General features: G+C 35.1%; 14 protein-coding genes and 1 riboswitch. All 14 genes read right to left on the bottom strand.

The genetic code is table 11. The features are described 5' to 3' along the window. Window positions 1-74: 74 nt before the first annotated feature. Window positions 75-1,040, bottom strand: a complete 966-nt coding sequence (locus MHH96_RS13680) for a S8 family peptidase (RefSeq protein WP_095257696.1) — start codon at window positions 1,038-1,040, stop codon at window positions 75-77. 349 nt (window positions 1,041-1,389) lie between these two features. Then, complete coding sequence (locus MHH96_RS13675; RefSeq protein WP_047941606.1) at window positions 1,390-2,289, bottom strand: CPBP family intramembrane glutamic endopeptidase; 900 nt, start codon at window positions 2,287-2,289, stop codon at window positions 1,390-1,392. A gap of 21 nt (window positions 2,290-2,310) precedes the next feature. After that, window positions 2,311-3,330 carry an asparaginase gene (locus tag MHH96_RS13670; RefSeq protein WP_235844561.1) on the bottom strand — a complete coding sequence of 340 codons (1,020 nt, stop codon included), beginning with the start codon at window positions 3,328-3,330 and terminating at the stop codon, window positions 2,311-2,313. Window positions 3,331-3,395: 65 nt separating this feature from the next. Then, on the bottom strand, window positions 3,396-4,154 hold the full coding sequence (locus tag MHH96_RS13665; RefSeq protein WP_047941604.1) for a GNAT family N-acetyltransferase: 759 nt from the start codon (window positions 4,152-4,154) through the stop codon (window positions 3,396-3,398). A gap of 166 nt (window positions 4,155-4,320) precedes the next feature. Continuing rightward, window positions 4,321-4,746, bottom strand: coding sequence for an ATP-binding protein (locus tag MHH96_RS13660; protein WP_047941603.1), 426 nt, complete (start codon window positions 4,744-4,746; stop codon window positions 4,321-4,323). A gap of 226 nt (window positions 4,747-4,972) precedes the next feature. Continuing rightward, window positions 4,973-5,054: riboswitch (cyclic di-GMP riboswitch) on the bottom strand. 228 nt (window positions 5,055-5,282) lie between these two features. Next, complete coding sequence (locus MHH96_RS13655) at window positions 5,283-7,115, bottom strand: DUF2264 domain-containing protein (protein WP_167555747.1); 1,833 nt, start codon at window positions 7,113-7,115, stop codon at window positions 5,283-5,285. 42 nt (window positions 7,116-7,157) lie between these two features. Next, window positions 7,158-8,297: a glycoside hydrolase family 88 protein gene (locus MHH96_RS13650; protein WP_047941601.1), complete on the bottom strand. Its 1,140-nt coding sequence runs from the start codon at window positions 8,295-8,297 to the stop codon at window positions 7,158-7,160. A 185-nt stretch (window positions 8,298-8,482) separates the two neighbouring features. Next, entirely contained in the window at window positions 8,483-10,084 is a 1,602-nt protein-coding gene (locus MHH96_RS13645; RefSeq protein WP_047941600.1) for a response regulator transcription factor, read from the bottom strand. Beyond that, complete coding sequence (locus MHH96_RS13640; protein WP_341117581.1) at window positions 10,077-11,894, bottom strand: cache domain-containing sensor histidine kinase; 1,818 nt, start codon at window positions 11,892-11,894, stop codon at window positions 10,077-10,079. The genes MHH96_RS13645 and MHH96_RS13640 overlap by 8 nt, the downstream gene beginning before the upstream one ends. Window positions 11,895-11,921: 27 nt before the next feature. Continuing rightward, complete coding sequence (locus MHH96_RS13635; RefSeq protein WP_445668997.1) at window positions 11,922-13,265, bottom strand: ABC transporter substrate-binding protein; 1,344 nt, start codon at window positions 13,263-13,265, stop codon at window positions 11,922-11,924. A 159-nt stretch (window positions 13,266-13,424) separates the two neighbouring features. Further along, a complete protein-coding gene (locus MHH96_RS13630; protein ID WP_061801183.1) occupies window positions 13,425-14,081 on the bottom strand; it encodes a YesL family protein in 657 nt (218 codons plus the stop codon). 28 nt (window positions 14,082-14,109) lie between these two features. Further along, window positions 14,110-14,424, bottom strand: coding sequence for an L-rhamnose mutarotase (gene rhaM / locus MHH96_RS13625; RefSeq protein ID WP_047941597.1), 315 nt, complete (start codon window positions 14,422-14,424; stop codon window positions 14,110-14,112). Window positions 14,425-14,435: 11 nt separating this feature from the next. After that, entirely contained in the window at window positions 14,436-16,277 is a 1,842-nt protein-coding gene (locus MHH96_RS13620; protein ID WP_053215634.1) for a heparinase II/III domain-containing protein, read from the bottom strand. Window positions 16,278-16,292: 15 nt separating this feature from the next. After that, window positions 16,293-17,126 carry a carbohydrate ABC transporter permease gene (locus MHH96_RS13615; protein ID WP_341117578.1) on the bottom strand — a complete coding sequence of 278 codons (834 nt, stop codon included), beginning with the start codon at window positions 17,124-17,126 and terminating at the stop codon, window positions 16,293-16,295. Window positions 17,127-17,137 lie beyond the last annotated feature (11 nt).

The raw sequence follows: 17,137 nt of genomic DNA, 5'->3' as shown, positions 1-17,137 counted from the left end.
CTCTTTTATAAGAAAAGTGGACAAACCACCCTTTTAGGAGTTTGTCCACTTTTTTATTAACAAGGATGTTCTTCTTATAAACTATTAGACACAAGTAATTGAACCGTGGATTGAAGTTTTTCCATCAAAGCTTCCGGAGCTGTTAAATAGAGAATCCCATTCCCTTCTAAACTTGGTTTATTTCCTAATGGAATCGTTCTCTTAATTAATTGGGCATACAATTCTGGCTCTGTTAAATTTCTTTCAAAAGCTTTATTACTGATTATTTTAACTAATGCTAAAGCCCCACTCACATGAGGGGCAGCCATAGATGTTCCTGTTAATTTAGCATATTTTCCATCTAAAAAGGTAGACAAAATTTCCTCGCCAGGTGCTACTAAATCAACTTCTCGATTAGAATTAGAAAAGCGAGAGCTATTTCTCTGTAAATCTACTGCTCCTACACTAATTACCTCATTGTAAGCAGCTGGATAACCTAATTCTTCTGTTGAATCTAAACCATCACCTTCATTTCCAGCTGCACAAACGACTAAAATTTGCGCTTCAACTGCCTTTTTCACTGCCTCATGCAATTCTTTCACATCTTCTGGTCCGCCAAGACTCATGGAGATAATATCTGCTCCCTGCTCAATTGCATAATAAATTCCATTTATAATCCATTCATACTGCCCTGAGCCTTGTCCATTTAAAACTTTTACAATTAAAAGGGATATTTCTGGTGCTACTCCCGTTAATCCATCTTCTTTTCCTGATGCTCCAATTGTTCCAGCTACATGTGTTCCATGACCGTTATAATCCATATATATAGCTGGATCGCCATTATCATCATCGGTAAAGTTTTTTCCACCAATGATTCGCTCTTGTAAATCTGGATGATTGATATCACAGCCAGTATCTAATATGGCAACTGTAATCCCTTTTCCCTTTGTTTTATTCCATAACTCAGGTGCCTGAATTAGCTCAATTCCTTTTGGAACTGCTGCAGAAACGTCCATTACTTCTTTCACTTGATAAGGAATTACTCTGCATTCTTTTTTCATAAACAGCCTCCTAATATAATAGAATGGATATCACTAAAATAATTTTAACAATTCTGAATTATTAAAGTAAGAGGCTTAAGACTCAATTTAGGAACATCTGTTCTATTTAACTAGTTCTATTAAATTATTTATATTTTTTTAAATGTAGTGGATAATTTCTAATTTTTCTATAAGAGGAGGTAAGTGCTTTTTCTAATGCAATTCAAAAAAAAACCAAACAATTATACGATTTTTATCGGCATCATCGTATAACTGTTCGGTTTCAGAGCGACTGAAATCCTTTATACACTAGTCTTTTATATCCGTCTTCTATTGTAGAATTTTTCTCATTCCTAAACTACTTGATAGACTAGCTTATAGACTTCTTACCATATTTTTTTATACTTAATAAATAAAAGGCCGTGAATATTAGCAATGACCAAATTATTGAGTATTGTGGACTTGTTTCAAGGATTTGAAATAGACTTGGAATATTTCCTGCCACAGAGTCATCATATGTAAAAAACAAGAAAATCATGATATTATTTGCAGCATGTGCACCAATCGATAATTCTAAGCTTCCTGTTTTCACCGCAATAAATGTTAAGGCAAAACCAGCAAGTAAATAATCTAAACCTACTAAAATGGCCGAATCATTCATTTCAGGATTGGAAAAGTGTAACGATCCAAAAATTAATCCCACTATCAGTGCTAACAAAATGGGATTTTTTATTTTTTTACCAACCAATTGTAACAATAATCCTCTAAATAAAAGTTCTTCTACTGTTGTTTGAATCGGGACAAACAATAGAACCACAAGGAATAAAAAGAAAAATTGGGCGAAAGATACGTTATTCCATGCATAATCGTCAGCATTAAGTAGGAAATCAATTGCTGATGTAAGTAGGAAAAGTCCTGAAAATATAATAAATCCCCAGATTATCTTCTTCCAATTTACTCTGTCTTCTCCCGTAATTAATGTTCGAAATTTTCGTTTGTGAATAAATCTTACTCCAATCCATAGACCAATTAAAGCGACAATATAAATAATATGTGTCATTAATAAACTAACTGTACCGTTTCCGCCCATCACCATGCCGGTATCTAAATCAATATAGGTGGCTTCGTTCCCATCTAGTTCTACGCGTATGAATTCTACAATAAAATAGACGATAGAACCAGCAATCATAAAACCAACAGCTAATAAAATAGACGCTAAATAACGCGGCCAGCTATTTTTTCCTTCTTTTATATTCAAATAATGTCTCAAGCGACTTTCTCCTTTTATAGATTATTTTCCCCTTGAAAGTGCCTCTTCCAAATGGAAGTTGGCTCTTATTTCACCTATTTTTTCTTTTCTAGCATTCAAAACTGGTGCATGTACATATCTAGCTAAATTTGTAAATAGGTTCTCTTCTTTATATCCTAGTTGATTTAACACTTCCATTGCAGCGACATTTACAGCACGTGTTCCGCCATCTTCCACCTTAATGGCAATTCCGATTCCTTCTTGGATAAGTCCCATACATTGAACAGCCTCTGCACCTGCTTTCGATACAATTCGCCCCTTATAAGCTTTCATTAGGTCTGTATCAAACCTATTTGTTCCTCCAACCATTTCTGGAAACTCCATCATGCTATCCCTAATTCGTTTTACTATATCTATTCGGTTTACCGACTTAATAGAATCAGGGTTTGCTAATCTAGCATAGCCAAGTGCTGCATTATAGAGGGGCAATTGATGTACTGGCACCCCGCAGCCATCTACACTCAGCTTTATTTTTTCTTTCGGAAAATCACATATTGTTTCAATTGCTTCCAATATACGCTGTTGATGAGGATGCTCTACCTCCCGATATGTGGCAATGTCCTCCTTCATATGAATCGCCGCAGCAAGCATACCTGCATGCTTACCAGAACAATTACTGTATACGGGGGTGACGTCTTTGCCCTTTCGCAGCAGTTCCTTATACCTTTCTAAATTCCATGGAGTATGTGTACCACATTGCAAGTCATCTTCTTGAATCCCCAATCTTTCTAATAAGCGCAGGATTGTCTCCTGATGAAATGACTCCCCAGCATGAGAAGCACACGCAATTGCAATTTCAGCATTATCATAAGAAAAGGAATCTGCCGCTCCTGTCTCTATAAGTGGAATGGCTTGAAAGGGTTTCATGGAGGATCTAGGAAAGGTCATTCTCTCCGGATCCCCATAGAAATATAGTAATCTACCATCTTTGTCTACAACAGCTACATGAATAGAATGGCTGCTTTCAAGATATTGTCCACGGTAGACCTGTATAGGCTTCATCACTTTCATCTACTCCTTTTCCAGTTCTATCTTGAATGATGCTATTAACTCATAGAACTTCGTGTCTAGAAATTTTCTTTTAACGCTTCATACTGAAATCCTTGTTTTTGATAGTTCTGTCTTTGATACATCTCTCTCGGAGTATCTTCTCCATCTGCCAGCAAAATAATTGTCTTATTAGGAAATAAATCCATGATCTGTCTTTGCATGCGAGCAGCAATCCCTTTGCGCTGATATTCTTCAATTACAAAGATTCCGTCAATTTCAACCGTTTTATCTGCAATAATTACTTCTAAAGCACCAGCTGCTTGCCCTTTATAGTAAGCAATGACTTGTAAAAATTGCGGATTTTTGAAATTTTCCCGATAGATTTCCGTCTTCCCTTTTGCATAATCTATACCATATTCTAAGTCTTGATTATATTCTAATTGTAAATAATCCTCAAAATTCTCTTCTGTTACACTCTGAATAAGTATGTCCTCGCTAGGATATAAAACCGGAAATTCGTGAGGATCAATGGCATAAAGCTCAGTCATTCCTACTTCATAATGAAGATTTTGCACAATATGCTCCAATAACTCCTTCGTGAATTTCTCATTTTCTGGAAAAACAAATTTAAGATGTTTCTGACCAGTTTTTTGATGAAATGTTTTTAAATAATTTTCCACTAGCTCAAATTCCTGAATAGAGGGCATCTTTTTAAATTGGATATAGTTACTGTCATATTGAAGCAGCATTTCCTCATTATGAACATGGAACCAATCGCTACGCTCTTTTATTCGTTTTCCTTCTTTATGAATGTTCTTATAGGTTACTTTTTCCATGATGTTTCTCCTACCCTTTCCAATAACTTCTTACCATTTTATATCTATAATAAACGATTCATTCTTATAAATCAGTAGATTAATAGAAAAAAATGACATTAAGCAAATTTAAACAAAATAGGACTGCCCATCTTTGGAACAGTCCTGCGCCTCTGAAATAGAATATTTAAATTGCTTTCGCATCTTCCCTTGTTTCTCTCCATAGAATTACTTCATTCCCCGTTTCATTATATTGTACTTTTTGGAAAATTTGCATCATCATTAAGATTCCTCTTCCTCTTTCCTCCAACACAATATCACTCATAAGCTTTTCCGTACCATACCTTTCGATATCATGAAATTTCTTCTTCACATCAAATCCATTGCCGTGATCCTTGATTCGCATATCAAGTGTATTCTGGTTATACTGCAGCTCTAATATAACGGGATAATTACCATGTTCTATTGCATTATTAACAGCTTCTCCTATTCCAACACTCAGCAAAAAATCCTCATCCAATAAATCTCTAAATTCTTTATTCAGCTTTTCTTTCCATTCTTTTTCCGTATGATCTTGTATTACTATTGTTTGATAAGTAATAAGCCCACTCATAAGCTGCCCCCCCAATTTAAAAAAGCACAAACTCCTTATTAAATCGACAAAATAGTAGAATAGCTTCATTTGAAATAAATGAAACACCAATGGAATAAAACGGATGTTAAACTTATATGGAAGCGGGAATCTTAAATTGCCGGTTGCTTGCTGCTGGAGTTATACATTCTTTAAAATTTATTTAAAGATTTGTTTTTGAATAAAAAAAAGCTAACTAAACAAGCATGTTTGGTTAGCCGGTTGCGCTAGTAGCTCATAATCAACAAAGCGCCCAAATAAGTTGATTAATCATAGCTTTCTACCTTTACATTTCCCTTACTATCTATAGGATTTTTAAATTATATAGTATTATATACCCATATCATTTAAACATAAACCTAATGTTAAGAAATCTCTTTTTAATTTCGATAATTTTTTTAAAATTCCTCTAATTCCATAGAAAATATCTGGAAAAGAAAAAAACTCGAGCAATCATCCGAAATTTTCTTTTCGCATGATTGCTCGAGTTTAACTTTAAATAGGATGCTCATAAACTCTTATTTTATCTTTATTTCATATTTTCTATTTCTATACTGAATCATGACACACTCTTGTGCTAGACTAACGATAGGCTGAAAAGAAATCTCCTCTACTCCTCTATCCGTTCCGAGAATACTTGAAACCAATAAATGCTTTCCAGGTGCTAAACGCGACGTTAATGTCGGCAATACTGTTTTCGAATAGAGTAGATTGGTATTAGGCTCAGGTATTATTAAGTCTGCTTTACGTTTTCCATCGATGTCAATAATCCCTGTAGTTCCTACTTCCGATGGGTAAAAAAGACTATGTTCATCTTTCGTTACATAAGCAGCCCCTTCAGTTACAGGTGCAGAAAATCCACCTTCTGCTGTCTCTAGCTCTCTATTTGTATGAATGCGATGAATGCGAACATGCCAAGGAGTTAAAGGAATTAGATACGTATCAATTATTACATCCTTCCAAGGCTTCCATGTAGATACAATATAATCATCATGTATTTCATACGACTCACAGCCACTACGACTTCTATAGCGATTATCACATTCAGACAGTGCCAGACAATTGTCAAATGCTCCTTGCTTTAATAAAACATTCCCTTTAGGTACACTAAAGCCAAAAGTGGTGGAATACACAAGTTTTTCATATTTTGCATCCGCGTGGGCGTGTTCATGAGAATGCTGTCCGGAAGTGAAAGCTTGCACTTCTTTTCCTTCAGAATCATGGCGAATGATCATCCTTGGACTTTTTTGCACGCTTTTCTCCAGGAACTTTACTGGTTCTTCCTCTGCCTGCCAAAAAGGATGATTCTCTGGAAGAGCTAACAGCAGAAATGTCTTTAGAGCCCAATAAGGAGAACCTGGAGCATTATAGCCTTCCGCCATATTTAAGTTTTGGTAACCATAGCCAATCGTTAAAAGACCTTCCGGAGAAAAAATCGACTGCTTAAACCAATACCGTAAATTATTTAATACTAACTTTTTAATTTGTCCCCAAGGCAATGCTTCTACATCTGCAAATGCCAATGCAGCCCAAAAGGAGGATTGTGCAAATCGATAGGTTAAACTTCTGCCAAATGGAATAGCAGATCCGTCTGAAGAAAACCATTCTTTAAAATCTTGAGCAAACTGAATAGCCCTCTCCTTATAAATCGCTGCCCTTTCTTGATCTTCATCCTCCATCACTTTTGCATAAATTAATCCGTAATAATGCATGGCAAAAGGAATATAGTAATCAATTTGATTCTTATATCCATCAAAATACCAACCGTTTTCTAAATAATATTGATCTAATTGTTGAAGATCTGCTTCTAATTTTTCTAAACTATAAATTCTACCGCATTTTTTTAATGCTATGTTTACTAATACGCGGAAAAATAACCAGTTATTATTCGGGATTGTATGTTCATTGATTTGATACAGCCAATTAGCTAAGTTTTCCTTTTGCACTGTTGATAGACTATCCCAGAAATCAACTTTACAGTGAATAAGCGTACAAGAAAGTGCTGCCATTTCAACAAATCGTTGATCATACTCTCCGGTAATCCCCCAATAAGAATCACTTGTTGGCGTTGTTCCCTCTATCATCCCTTTTACTAATTGTTGTTTTATTGCTGGATATTTATTAGGTGTTACAGAAAATAATGGCCCCCAGCCCCAAAAGGGACGCAAAAACGCTTCTAATTCTCTTGTTTTTTGCCCATATACGGAGCCATTTGTACCAAGATTCAATAAACCAGCCTTCTGTTCATTCCCTATTTTAAATAAGGGTTCGTATAAGTCATATAAAGCACGTTCTAAATCCTCTCTTGTTTTTAATGGATTCTTTTTTACTTTCACATTATATTGATTCAACCGATCCATCTCCTAAAGGACATTTTCTTACTCCTTTCAATCTTACTGCCAGAATAATACTCCCTTTTGTCGCAATAAATTTAGTCCCTCCACAAAATAATAATCCCCATAAATTAATGGGACGTCTATATTTTTTTGCTCGGGAAAGTGACTTGTTCCGTGTCCTAATAATCCTTCCTCTTCTTTATCTGCATGAGTAGCACAAGTTATATATAAGGTTTTTAATAAAGATGCGCCTGCTTCCTGATAAACCGGCTTTTCAAAGTCGGCTACCAGTGTTCCAAGCAGGAGTAAGCCACAGGCTGCAATGGATCCTGCTGATGAATCAGGATAATGGTATTTGGTTTCGCCATCTTCAGGGATGCGAAAATCCCAAGCAGGACATTCATTAGAACGAAGATTAGAAAGAAAAAAGTGGGAAACTGATTTTGCTGCATGTAAAAATGCGCTCTTACTTGTATGTAAGTAGGATAGTGTCAGGCCATACAAAGCCCAGGCAGTTCCCCTTGACCATGCACTATCTGGTGCATAGCCTTGACCACCAAGCTTATCTACTACTTCTCCAGTTTCTGGATTAAAAACAACAATATGATGTACAGAACCATCTGGTCGAATAAAATGTTTCAAGACCGTTTCGGCATGCTTTTCTGCAGCTATTTTAAACCGTGGATCTCCCGTTTCTGCTGTAGCCCAGTATAGCAGCGGAAGGTTCATCATACAATCAATGATTGCGACACCGCGATTATCATCCTTCTTAGACCATGCATTCCATGCACGAATATAATTACCTTGGACATTAAATCTTCCTAATAATAAATTGGCTGCTAATAATCCTCTTCTTCTTGATTCTTTATTGCCCGTAAGTTTATAGTTTGCTAGACTTGTCAACGTCCACATAAATCCCATATCATGGTCTAATTTCTCTGAATCTGACAATAAATAATCCAGTTTTTCTTCACACTGTTCTGCTGTTTTTCTAAGTGCTTCCACTTTATTATCTTGATATACTTGCCATAAAACCCCTGGCCAAAAACCAGCCGTCCACCATTCCGGACTTTCTAATACATATCTTTTCTCTATACTGGCATGGGGGAAATTAGCACCAATCGTTTCATTATTCCGTACCGTTTTCTCTATGACAAACCCCCACGCTTCATCCACCCATTGCTCCTTTTTACTCATCTAATCACCCAACTCCTTCCAATAGTTTTCTAATACACACAAAAAGAAAAGGCTTTCATTTTTTTAAAAAATATCCAGCCTTTCTTTTTAAAAAGTAATGATATAATCATTATATGGAGTCTATATTCCCTCAACAAGGCATTATTTTTACTACTTTTCCAAATAATTTTACTCGTATTGCCTTCTTAGCTAACTTTCCCACTTCTATATTCTATTGGTGTTGTACCAGCATATGTTTTAAATAATTTTATAAAATAGCTCTGATTATCATAGCCCAGTCGTTCGCAAATTTTCCCAACCGATTCATCTGTTTGTTCTAACAGTTCCTTTGCACGATTAATTTTCATCCGTGTTACATATTCCACAAATGTTTCTCCTACTTCCTTTTTAAACAATCTACTAAAGTAACTAGGATTTAAGAATAAATAACTAGAAATTTCATCTAATGTGATTTTTCGCTCTAAATTTATCGCGACAAATTTAAAAGCTTCAATAATCTCTTTTCTTTTCGTCTGATCATTCGTTTCATGATAATGAATGATTTTCTCAAAATAATGCTTAAGCCAGTCCTTTAATTGATACATATACTCCATCAAAAAAATCTCTTGATGTTTGGATTCAAAGCAATATTCTCCCGAAAAGTATTGGAGCGCTTGTAACTTGACATTTAAATCCAATAATAATTTCCAAAACCAATCCTTTACTACTTCAGGTGGAAATTCGTTTTCCATGATATAGATCGTCCATTTATGGATGAAATTACTTATTTGCTCCACCTTTTTATTCAGAACAATCATTCTCATCTCTGTTGCTGCTTCATCATACTTAGCAAATAATTCCTCCGTATTCTTTACAGACTCCTTTAGAGATGACACAGTTCTTGGGAGCATATAAAACAGCTGCTGTCGATTATTTAACAATCTGTTAACTGTGTTTTGATAGTCAAATAAGCTTTCAGATGTTTCACCAATAATGGATGAACTGTGCATATTTAATCCCTTGTCAATCGAAAGCTGAATCATTTTCAACGTTTCTTTTGCATTTGATAAAGCGTTCATCTGGTATCCTAAGTCTCTTGGAAAAAAGATAAAAACCCTATTGGAATGATTAAGAAAGTGAACAGCTAAAGGATTTAGTCTTTCTAATAATTCGCCCACAATATTAGAAACTGCAAAATATAGGGTTTCTTCTGGAAATAAATCTAAAGGATGATCATGGATTGATAACAGTGTTACAATATATCCTTTGTCCGCTATTAAGCCAAATTTTTTGCGATCACTTTCCCATTCAGCTTCCTTTTTATAATAGCCATTATTTATTAATCTTTTTATGAATGCAGTCTTTTCTTTTTCGATATTTTTATGAAGAATATGCTGTAATTTTTGTTCTTTTTGTTTATTATTTTGCATGGTGTCGAGTTGTATTTTAAATTTCTGAAGTAATTCATATAGCTCTTCTAGTTCAAATGTATCCTTTACTAAATAATCGCTGACCTGTAATTTAAGTGCTTCTCGGGCATAATTAAATTCTGTATGGCAGGATAACAAAGCAACTTGCAAGCTTCCATTCATCGACTTCAGTTTTCTTGTTAATTCAATTCCATTCATCTTAGGCATGCCAATATCAGAAATTAGCACATCAGGCATTGATTCCGCTGCCTTTTCTAAGGCACTTAGTCCATTATCATGGGTACTCATCACTTCAAAGCCAAGGCTTTTCCAGTCAATTGTTTTCGTCAATAGCTCTAATACCGGATAGTCATCATCTACAAGCATCACTTTATACATTCTTTTTTCCACCTTTCATTGGGATTTTCAAAATGACTTTTGTGCCATTTCCAAGTTCGCTTAAAATATCCATATTAAAAGCTGGTCCAAAGGTAATTGATAATCTTTCATAGACATTGGCTAAGCCTAACGACGAGAATCCTTTCACTTGCTGCTTTCTTTGCGGATTCTCCAGTGATGCGGCCTGAAAAGTTTTTTTCTTTAATTGTTCTAAATTCTCTTTGTTCATTCCTAGACCATTATCTTCAATCGTAATGAGTAACATCTCATTTACTATCGCTGCATGGATTAAGATTAATCCATCAGACTGATTAAATCCATGAATAATCGAGTTTTCAATAATAGGCTGGAGAATAAACCTTGGAATTTCAAATGAATAAGCATCTGGATCGACATCCATCTCTAAGGAAACTTTTCGATTTTGTCTCCTATTCATAATGTGCACAAAATCGACTAGAATTTCTATTTCCTCTAAAAATGTGATTATTTCTTTATTCTTATCAATAGTTATGCGCAGTAACTTTGTAAGAGATGTGATCATATTAGCACTTTCTTTGTCTCCCCTTATCATTACCTTCATGCGAATGGAATTTAATACATTAAACAAAAAGTGAGGATTTATTTGCGCTTGCAGCATCGCAAATTCTGCTTTTCTTTTCCTAGCTTCCGTTTCCGTTATTTCTTCAATTTTTGTATTAATATGGTCTAGCATCAGATTAATTGATTTACTTAGCCTGCCTATTTCATCCTTCCCTTTAATTTTTGAACGGACAATCAAATTACCTGCCTGAACTTTATCAGCCAGTTCTGCTAAATATTCCAGTGGTTTCGTAATAGTTTTCATTGAATAGGTAAGTAAAAGCAAGAAAAGTATAAATGATAGTACTTGTATAAGAAATACTTTCTGAAATATCCCATTTATTTTATTTATCGATTGTTCATACGGAATAAATGACACTAATCTCCAATTTGAAAAAGATAAAGAACGTTCGGTGACGATATATTCGTTATCTTTCATTTTCAGAACTTCTGATCCATCTCGATTGAATAACTTAGACCGATAGGTGAAAACACTTCCTATTTTCTCGTCATCACTATGCGACAAGATTTTACCAGATGGATTAAGCATCATGACATCGTTATATCCATCCATTTTATTAAATACTTCACTTAGTTTATTTTCCATGATGGTGACAACGACATATCCATAGATTTGGATGCCCTCATCCCTTAAGGTGCGGACAATTGAAATTTGATAAGGATTATTCTTTTTTTCCAATTCAAAAATCGTTGGCTGGGATTCAATCCAAGTAGATTCATATCCAACCGCTTCTTCGATGTCTTCATACCACTTTTCTTTAAATAAATCTCTTGGATCAAATTCAGCGATATTATAGTTTGTGAAGTATTTCCTATTTTTCAATAATATGGTGACATAGGATTTCTCTCCTACTAGTGTGATATTCTCAATGGTACGGTTTATTTCATTTTCCAATAGATATTGATCATAGCCATCCTTGTCAGCAGCACTTTTCGCTAATCCTTTTAACACCGTATTCATTTTCGGATCAAGCTGCACGAAGTTAGCAACATAAAGCATATCGCTAAATAGCTTTTCTATATATTCACTTGTAATATTCAGCTCTCTATTCGCATTAGAAAGTGCCTGTTCCTTCACTGTATTTTTTGTCATATAATTATAAATTAAAAGCGAGATAACTGCTGGAATAACCAAGCTGATGATAGAAATTAAAAGGACCTTATAACGAAAAGAACGGGGAGTCCACATATTTTTTAACCAAATAAGCAATATGTTTCCTCCCCTCATCTTGTTTTTTTATTTATTGCTATCGATTAATTCTTGTACTCTTTCATTTGTCACCTTTATTGTTTCATCGATATCTTGTTCATCAAAAATTAATTTTTCATATTCTTCATTCACTACTTTGTAAATTTCAGCCTGATAAGATACTGGTGATACTAGTTTAGAAGATTTCGCATTTGAAAGAACATTCGTTAAAGATTCTTTGTCCACCTTTTCTGGGTTTAGCGTATCAGCCAATATATTGTCAATTATTTCTCCAAATTGATCATTACTTACATTATTCCAAGATGGAATATTTTTTCCTTGTAAAATTTGTCCTTCCGTTGTATACCAACGAATAAATTTATAGGCTTCTTCTTTATGTTCTGAGTTATTGGCGACTGCCATAAAGTCAGTAGTTACCGGAGTATATCCTCCTTCTGCGTCACTCGTGTTCTTTGGATAAGGAGCAACTGCGACGTTAAACTCCAATGGGAATTGGTCCGTTCCCCCCAATTCTGTATTCATCCAGCTGCCAATTAGTACTGTACTAGCATCCTGGTTAAAAAATTGATTTCGATAATGAAGTTTTTGAGACATGATATCGGTATACGGGACAGCTGATTTATCGACTTTTTCCATTTGATAGCGTATTTCCAGTGTCTTCTTAAAGAGCGGATTTTCAAGATTGGAGCTGCCATCTTCTTTAATAAATTCTGTATTTTCTGCTTCACTTGCTAATGCTAGTTTCATAAATTCTAACCATCCGCCATTTTGCGGACCAAAGAAAAATGTTCCATAATGATCATCCGTTGTTAATTCTTTCGCATACGTTTGAAATTCATCCAATGTCCAATCTGTCGGAACTTCTAAGCCTGCTTTATCTAAATGGTCTTTATTTAATAAAACATACCATGGATTAAATTTACCTGGTAAAGCATAATATTTATCACCAATTTTGGTATCTACTTTATATTCATCCGTGACTGTGTAGCCCTCTTTTTCAATAAATTCATCAATGGGAGCCACCATTCCCATACTCACACGCTGTGCATAGCTTGCTGTATCACTAAACATTAGTACATCTAGCTGTTCACCAGAAGCAGCAGCTAAATCTAGCTTTTTTATTGCCTCTTGTGTATCGCCCTTTTCACTTAAGATGACTAAATCCACATTTATATCTGGATTTGCCTCTTCAAAAGCTGCAATTGTCTTTTTCCAGTTATAAGATGCTTCATTACCATGGGTGTGGAATTTAATTGTTACTTTTCCATCTTCATTGCCAGAAGCTTTTTCTGATTCTCCACTACTGCATGCTGTCATGACTAAAGTAAGAATGAAAACAAAAATTGATAGCTTCCAAAATTTTCTTTGCATCTGTTTATTCCCCCTACGTATTATATCATGTAAACCCTTACAGGAATAGATTAACAGAAGTTCCCATGTTACCAATAAAAATAATTTTACTTATCCGGCAACAATTTTTACTTTTAATTTTAACACTGTAGGAGGAATACAATTTTCTACTTCGCTCTATTAACTTTGAAACCTCCCTTCCTGTAATTTAGTTATTCTTATTTCAGCCATCTTCGTAAAGATCGGATTAGAGAAATATAAAAGAATAGTAGCGAGTCCACTACCTATAAAAAGCAAACCAGCACCTGAAAATACTACGCCTAAAAAAAGCATCGTAAAGACACCGATGATCATGGACAACGTATGGAGTGGATGAGTACATGCAAGCAGAAAGGCTACTTTAAAATATTGAAAAAGCTTCAATTCATAATGAACATATACAGGAAACAGATAGAGCAACGTCAATAAGAAAAGAAACACTCCGCCAACTAACATTCCTATTAATCCAACATTTATTGATCCTTTTAGCGACGCGATGATTTTCCAATCGATATAAAGGAACATGATAAAAGCAAACACAACTGCTCCTAATTTATTTGCTTTACCGAATTCTTGCTTAAATGTCTGCCAATACGTGTGCAATACTGGAATATCTGTTTCCTTTTGAAGCCATTTACGAATAATAGTCATCATTGCTACAGTAGAAGGGAAAAGGCCCCCAATAAAGAGGCCCATCGCACTGAAAATAATCCAAAGTAAATTAATATAAGCTAATCTCGTAATCCATTGACAGACATCATATACCTTTCCAGACCATCCTCCAATTTCTGCTTTCATGAATCAATCCCCCATCTCATCCTATAACTTAATCTAAATGAAACACTTCCTCCAACTTATGTGACACAGGACTATAATCTTCATTCGTCTCCATAATTGGCGCCATGTACTTCCACCATTTTCTGCATATTGCCGTTTGGGATATCGCATCATATGCCGCCTCGTCCTCTACTTCTAAATAAGCAAATAACACTTGGGATTCATGATGAAGATAAATGGAATAATTGGAAGCGCCATGTTGCTTCAGCGCCTCTTCCATTTCTGGCCAAAGCTCATCATGCCTCTTTTTGTATTCGTTTTCATATCCAGGTTTAATAAACATAATCGATGCTAATCTTTTCATTGTATCTCCTCCTATTTTTCAGAACTAAATTCAAATTCTAGATATACACGAAAATTCCTGCTTAATTTCTTAAGAGAGAGATCAAGTAATAGCACTTCTTCTCCTTTATTAAAATGGTTAACAAACGAATCTCTTTGTATACTTACCTCATAGTAATTGGAATCAAAATAAATATGGATGCAAGATTCTCCTTTGATACTTATTCCACCATCAAATCTTTCAACCGAAACATTGGGCAATATAAAGCGTTCAATGATGGATTTTGGCTCTTCAGAAAACTTAAAAATGTCTTCCACGATTAATTTTGGAAACTCTGTTTTAATCCAGGTGAATTTCCGCGAGACATTTAATAGAGATGGATCTCTATAAGCTTTTGTCATATCCAATTCAAACAAATCTCTCTTTCTATCAGAATTGGCAGTGACTAACCGAGCATAACTGGCTTTTCCTGCTTCTTGGTAAGAATGATTGATAATAGGGACGGAATGGCCTTTCGAACTATTACATAAATAAGTGTATCTATTCTCATTAAAATAGTCCTTCGTATATAAGCCACTTCCCAAATCCTGCAGCATAGTTGTCTTATTGGCTTGAAGGATAAAATGTCCGATATCATTATGATTATGCGGCTCATTGTTGCTTCCCCCTTTAGCTGCAAAAGTAAAAGACCCTGCATTTGATTGAACTCTAGAGATTAACCACTGGGAGTCCTCAGAAATAAACGTTCCTTCTTCCCATTTGCTTGGTGATAACGACGAATCAAACCATAATAACGCGCGGATGGCTGGTGCCCATCTGCTGCAATGATCATCTTGATAACGCGCATATAATGAACGTTCTGGAACGATAACATCCTCATACTGATTTGCTAAGAAATGACTCATCCCTATATGTACTTTTGCTTTGGGCGGTGCATCAGAAAAATTCACCACTAAATCCTCCTCTAAAAACGATCGTTGTTGAAAAAGGGCAATTTGGTGAACTTTTTTCTGCATAAACAAGTTAATCATTCCATCCGATCTCTGGTTTATTAGGTCGGCAAAATAGGAATAAAATCCATATCCATATTGCCAATATAAATATCCTTCCATACATATTCCGTCTTCTGTAAAACCATTTAAATAACTTTCCATTACAGGGAGAACTTTTTCTAAAATAAGCGCAAGTTCTTTGGAATCTTGGATTAAATGGATGGCAGCTGAACCGATAGAACCCCCACAAACAGCAGCCCAATTATGGGTTTCTGTTTCCCATTTGAAATTCCCTTCGAGAAAAGGAATAAACGTACGATTATATACCTCTTCATAAATTCTTTTCCCTATTAATGGATCTAAATATTCTTTTGTCAGTGTATATATTTCACTTAATGCAAAGGCTGTTTCAGCTGAAAATAAGTCAATTGTATAAGTAGAATCTTGTTTTTCTGTAAGTGAATATAACTGACCACAATCAGTTTCTGGACTATTTATAAGATGAGCAGGTAAACACCATGAGAATTCATTACAAATAGACCAAATAATATCTTGCAGTACTTTACGAAATTCTTCCTTCTCTGGTTCAAGAAGTAACATGATTGCATATGTATTCAATTTTCTTCTTTTCCGAAAATATGCTGTTTCATATTCTATTCGAGTACCTGTTGTTCCATATAACTGAAACAAAGAATACGGCAGTTCTTCATCATTTATTTTTTCTTGTTGAATCTGCTTTAATGTCTCTCTTACTTGTTTTAGAATATCAGCAAAATCAGCATTACGTTGAATGGATTTCCACCATGCTTTTTTGACTTCAACATTTGGAAAAAACAAAGAATAATTCCCATTTAGCTTCTCCAGCAACTCTTCGAAAGTCAATAATAACCCCTCCCTTTAGCCTTTTACTCCCCCTAACGCTATCCCCTCAATTACTTGTTTCTGCCCAATAATAAATACGATTACGAGCGGTAAAATAGCTGAGACTGCTGCAGCCATAATGAAGGAGTAAAATTCGCCATTGATTGTCGTAAACTTCTGCATTGCAAGCTGTATCGTCAATAAATGATCCGAGCGAAGGAAGATTAATGGGTTTTGATAATCATTCCATGTCCAAATAAATCGAAGGATGGCATAGGTGGCTATGGCTGGCTTTACAATCGGAAGAACGACTCGCCAGAAAATCTTCCAGTGTCCAGCTCCATCGATTTTTGCAGCTTCAACAAGCTCATTCGAAACGCCCATAAAAAACTGTCTAAGCATAAAAGTACCAAGCACACTAAAGCTTCCTAATAAGATTAACCCTAAATGACTGTCAAATAGCCCGATTTTACGGTAAATAATAAATTGCGGTACTAAAATTGCCTGTGCAGGTACCATGTAAGTAGCTAATACAATTAAAAACAAGAAATTACCTAGCCGAAAATTCACTTTTGAAAAACCATAGGCTGCCAGCGCAGAAACAGTTACTGAAATAGCAGTAGTACATACTGTCACTTTTATGGTATTCCAATAATAAATGTAGAATGGATTTTCCCCAAACCAAACTTCTCTATAATTGTTGAAACCATTCCATCTTTCTGGAATCCACTGTATGGGAAATTTAAAAACGTCTGCTTCTATCTTAAATGATGTAGAAAGCATCCACACAAACGGAAGAAGAAACATAATACTTATCATTAACATGACGACTGTCATTATCGCTTTATTTATTGATAGTGATTTAAGCATCCGCAAACCCT

The sequence above is a fragment of the Niallia sp. FSL K6-0212 genome (assembly GCF_038007605.1).
GTDB lineage: Bacteria > Bacillota > Bacilli > Bacillales > Cytobacillaceae > Niallia > Niallia circulans.
The sequence above is the reverse complement of the archived record's forward strand: the minus strand, read 5'-3'. Positions and strand labels throughout refer to the sequence as shown.

Coding starts and splice junctions, on each gene's coding strand:
- MHH96_RS13680 (WP_095257696.1), bottom strand. CDS start 1,040: ATGAAAAAAGAATGCAGAGTAATTCCTTATCAAGTGAAAGAAGTAATG.
- MHH96_RS13670 (WP_235844561.1), bottom strand. CDS start 3,330: ATGAAGCCTATACAGGTCTACCGTGGACAATATCTTGAAAGCAGCCAT.
- MHH96_RS13665 (WP_047941604.1), bottom strand. CDS start 4,154: ATGGAAAAAGTAACCTATAAGAACATTCATAAAGAAGGAAAACGAATA.
- MHH96_RS13660 (WP_047941603.1), bottom strand. CDS start 4,746: ATGAGTGGGCTTATTACTTATCAAACAATAGTAATACAAGATCATACG.
- MHH96_RS13650 (WP_047941601.1), bottom strand. CDS start 8,297: ATGAGTAAAAAGGAGCAATGGGTGGATGAAGCGTGGGGGTTTGTCATA.
- MHH96_RS13645 (WP_047941600.1), bottom strand. CDS start 10,084: ATGTATAAAGTGATGCTTGTAGATGATGACTATCCGGTATTAGAGCTA.
- MHH96_RS13635 (WP_445668997.1), bottom strand. CDS start 13,265: ATGCAAAGAAAATTTTGGAAGCTATCAATTTTTGTTTTCATTCTTACT.
- MHH96_RS13630 (WP_061801183.1), bottom strand. CDS start 14,081: ATGAAAGCAGAAATTGGAGGATGGTCTGGAAAGGTATATGATGTCTGT.
- rhaM (WP_047941597.1), bottom strand. CDS start 14,424: ATGAAAAGATTAGCATCGATTATGTTTATTAAACCTGGATATGAAAAC.
- MHH96_RS13615 (WP_341117578.1), bottom strand. CDS start 17,126: ATGCTTAAATCACTATCAATAAATAAAGCGATAATGACAGTCGTCATG.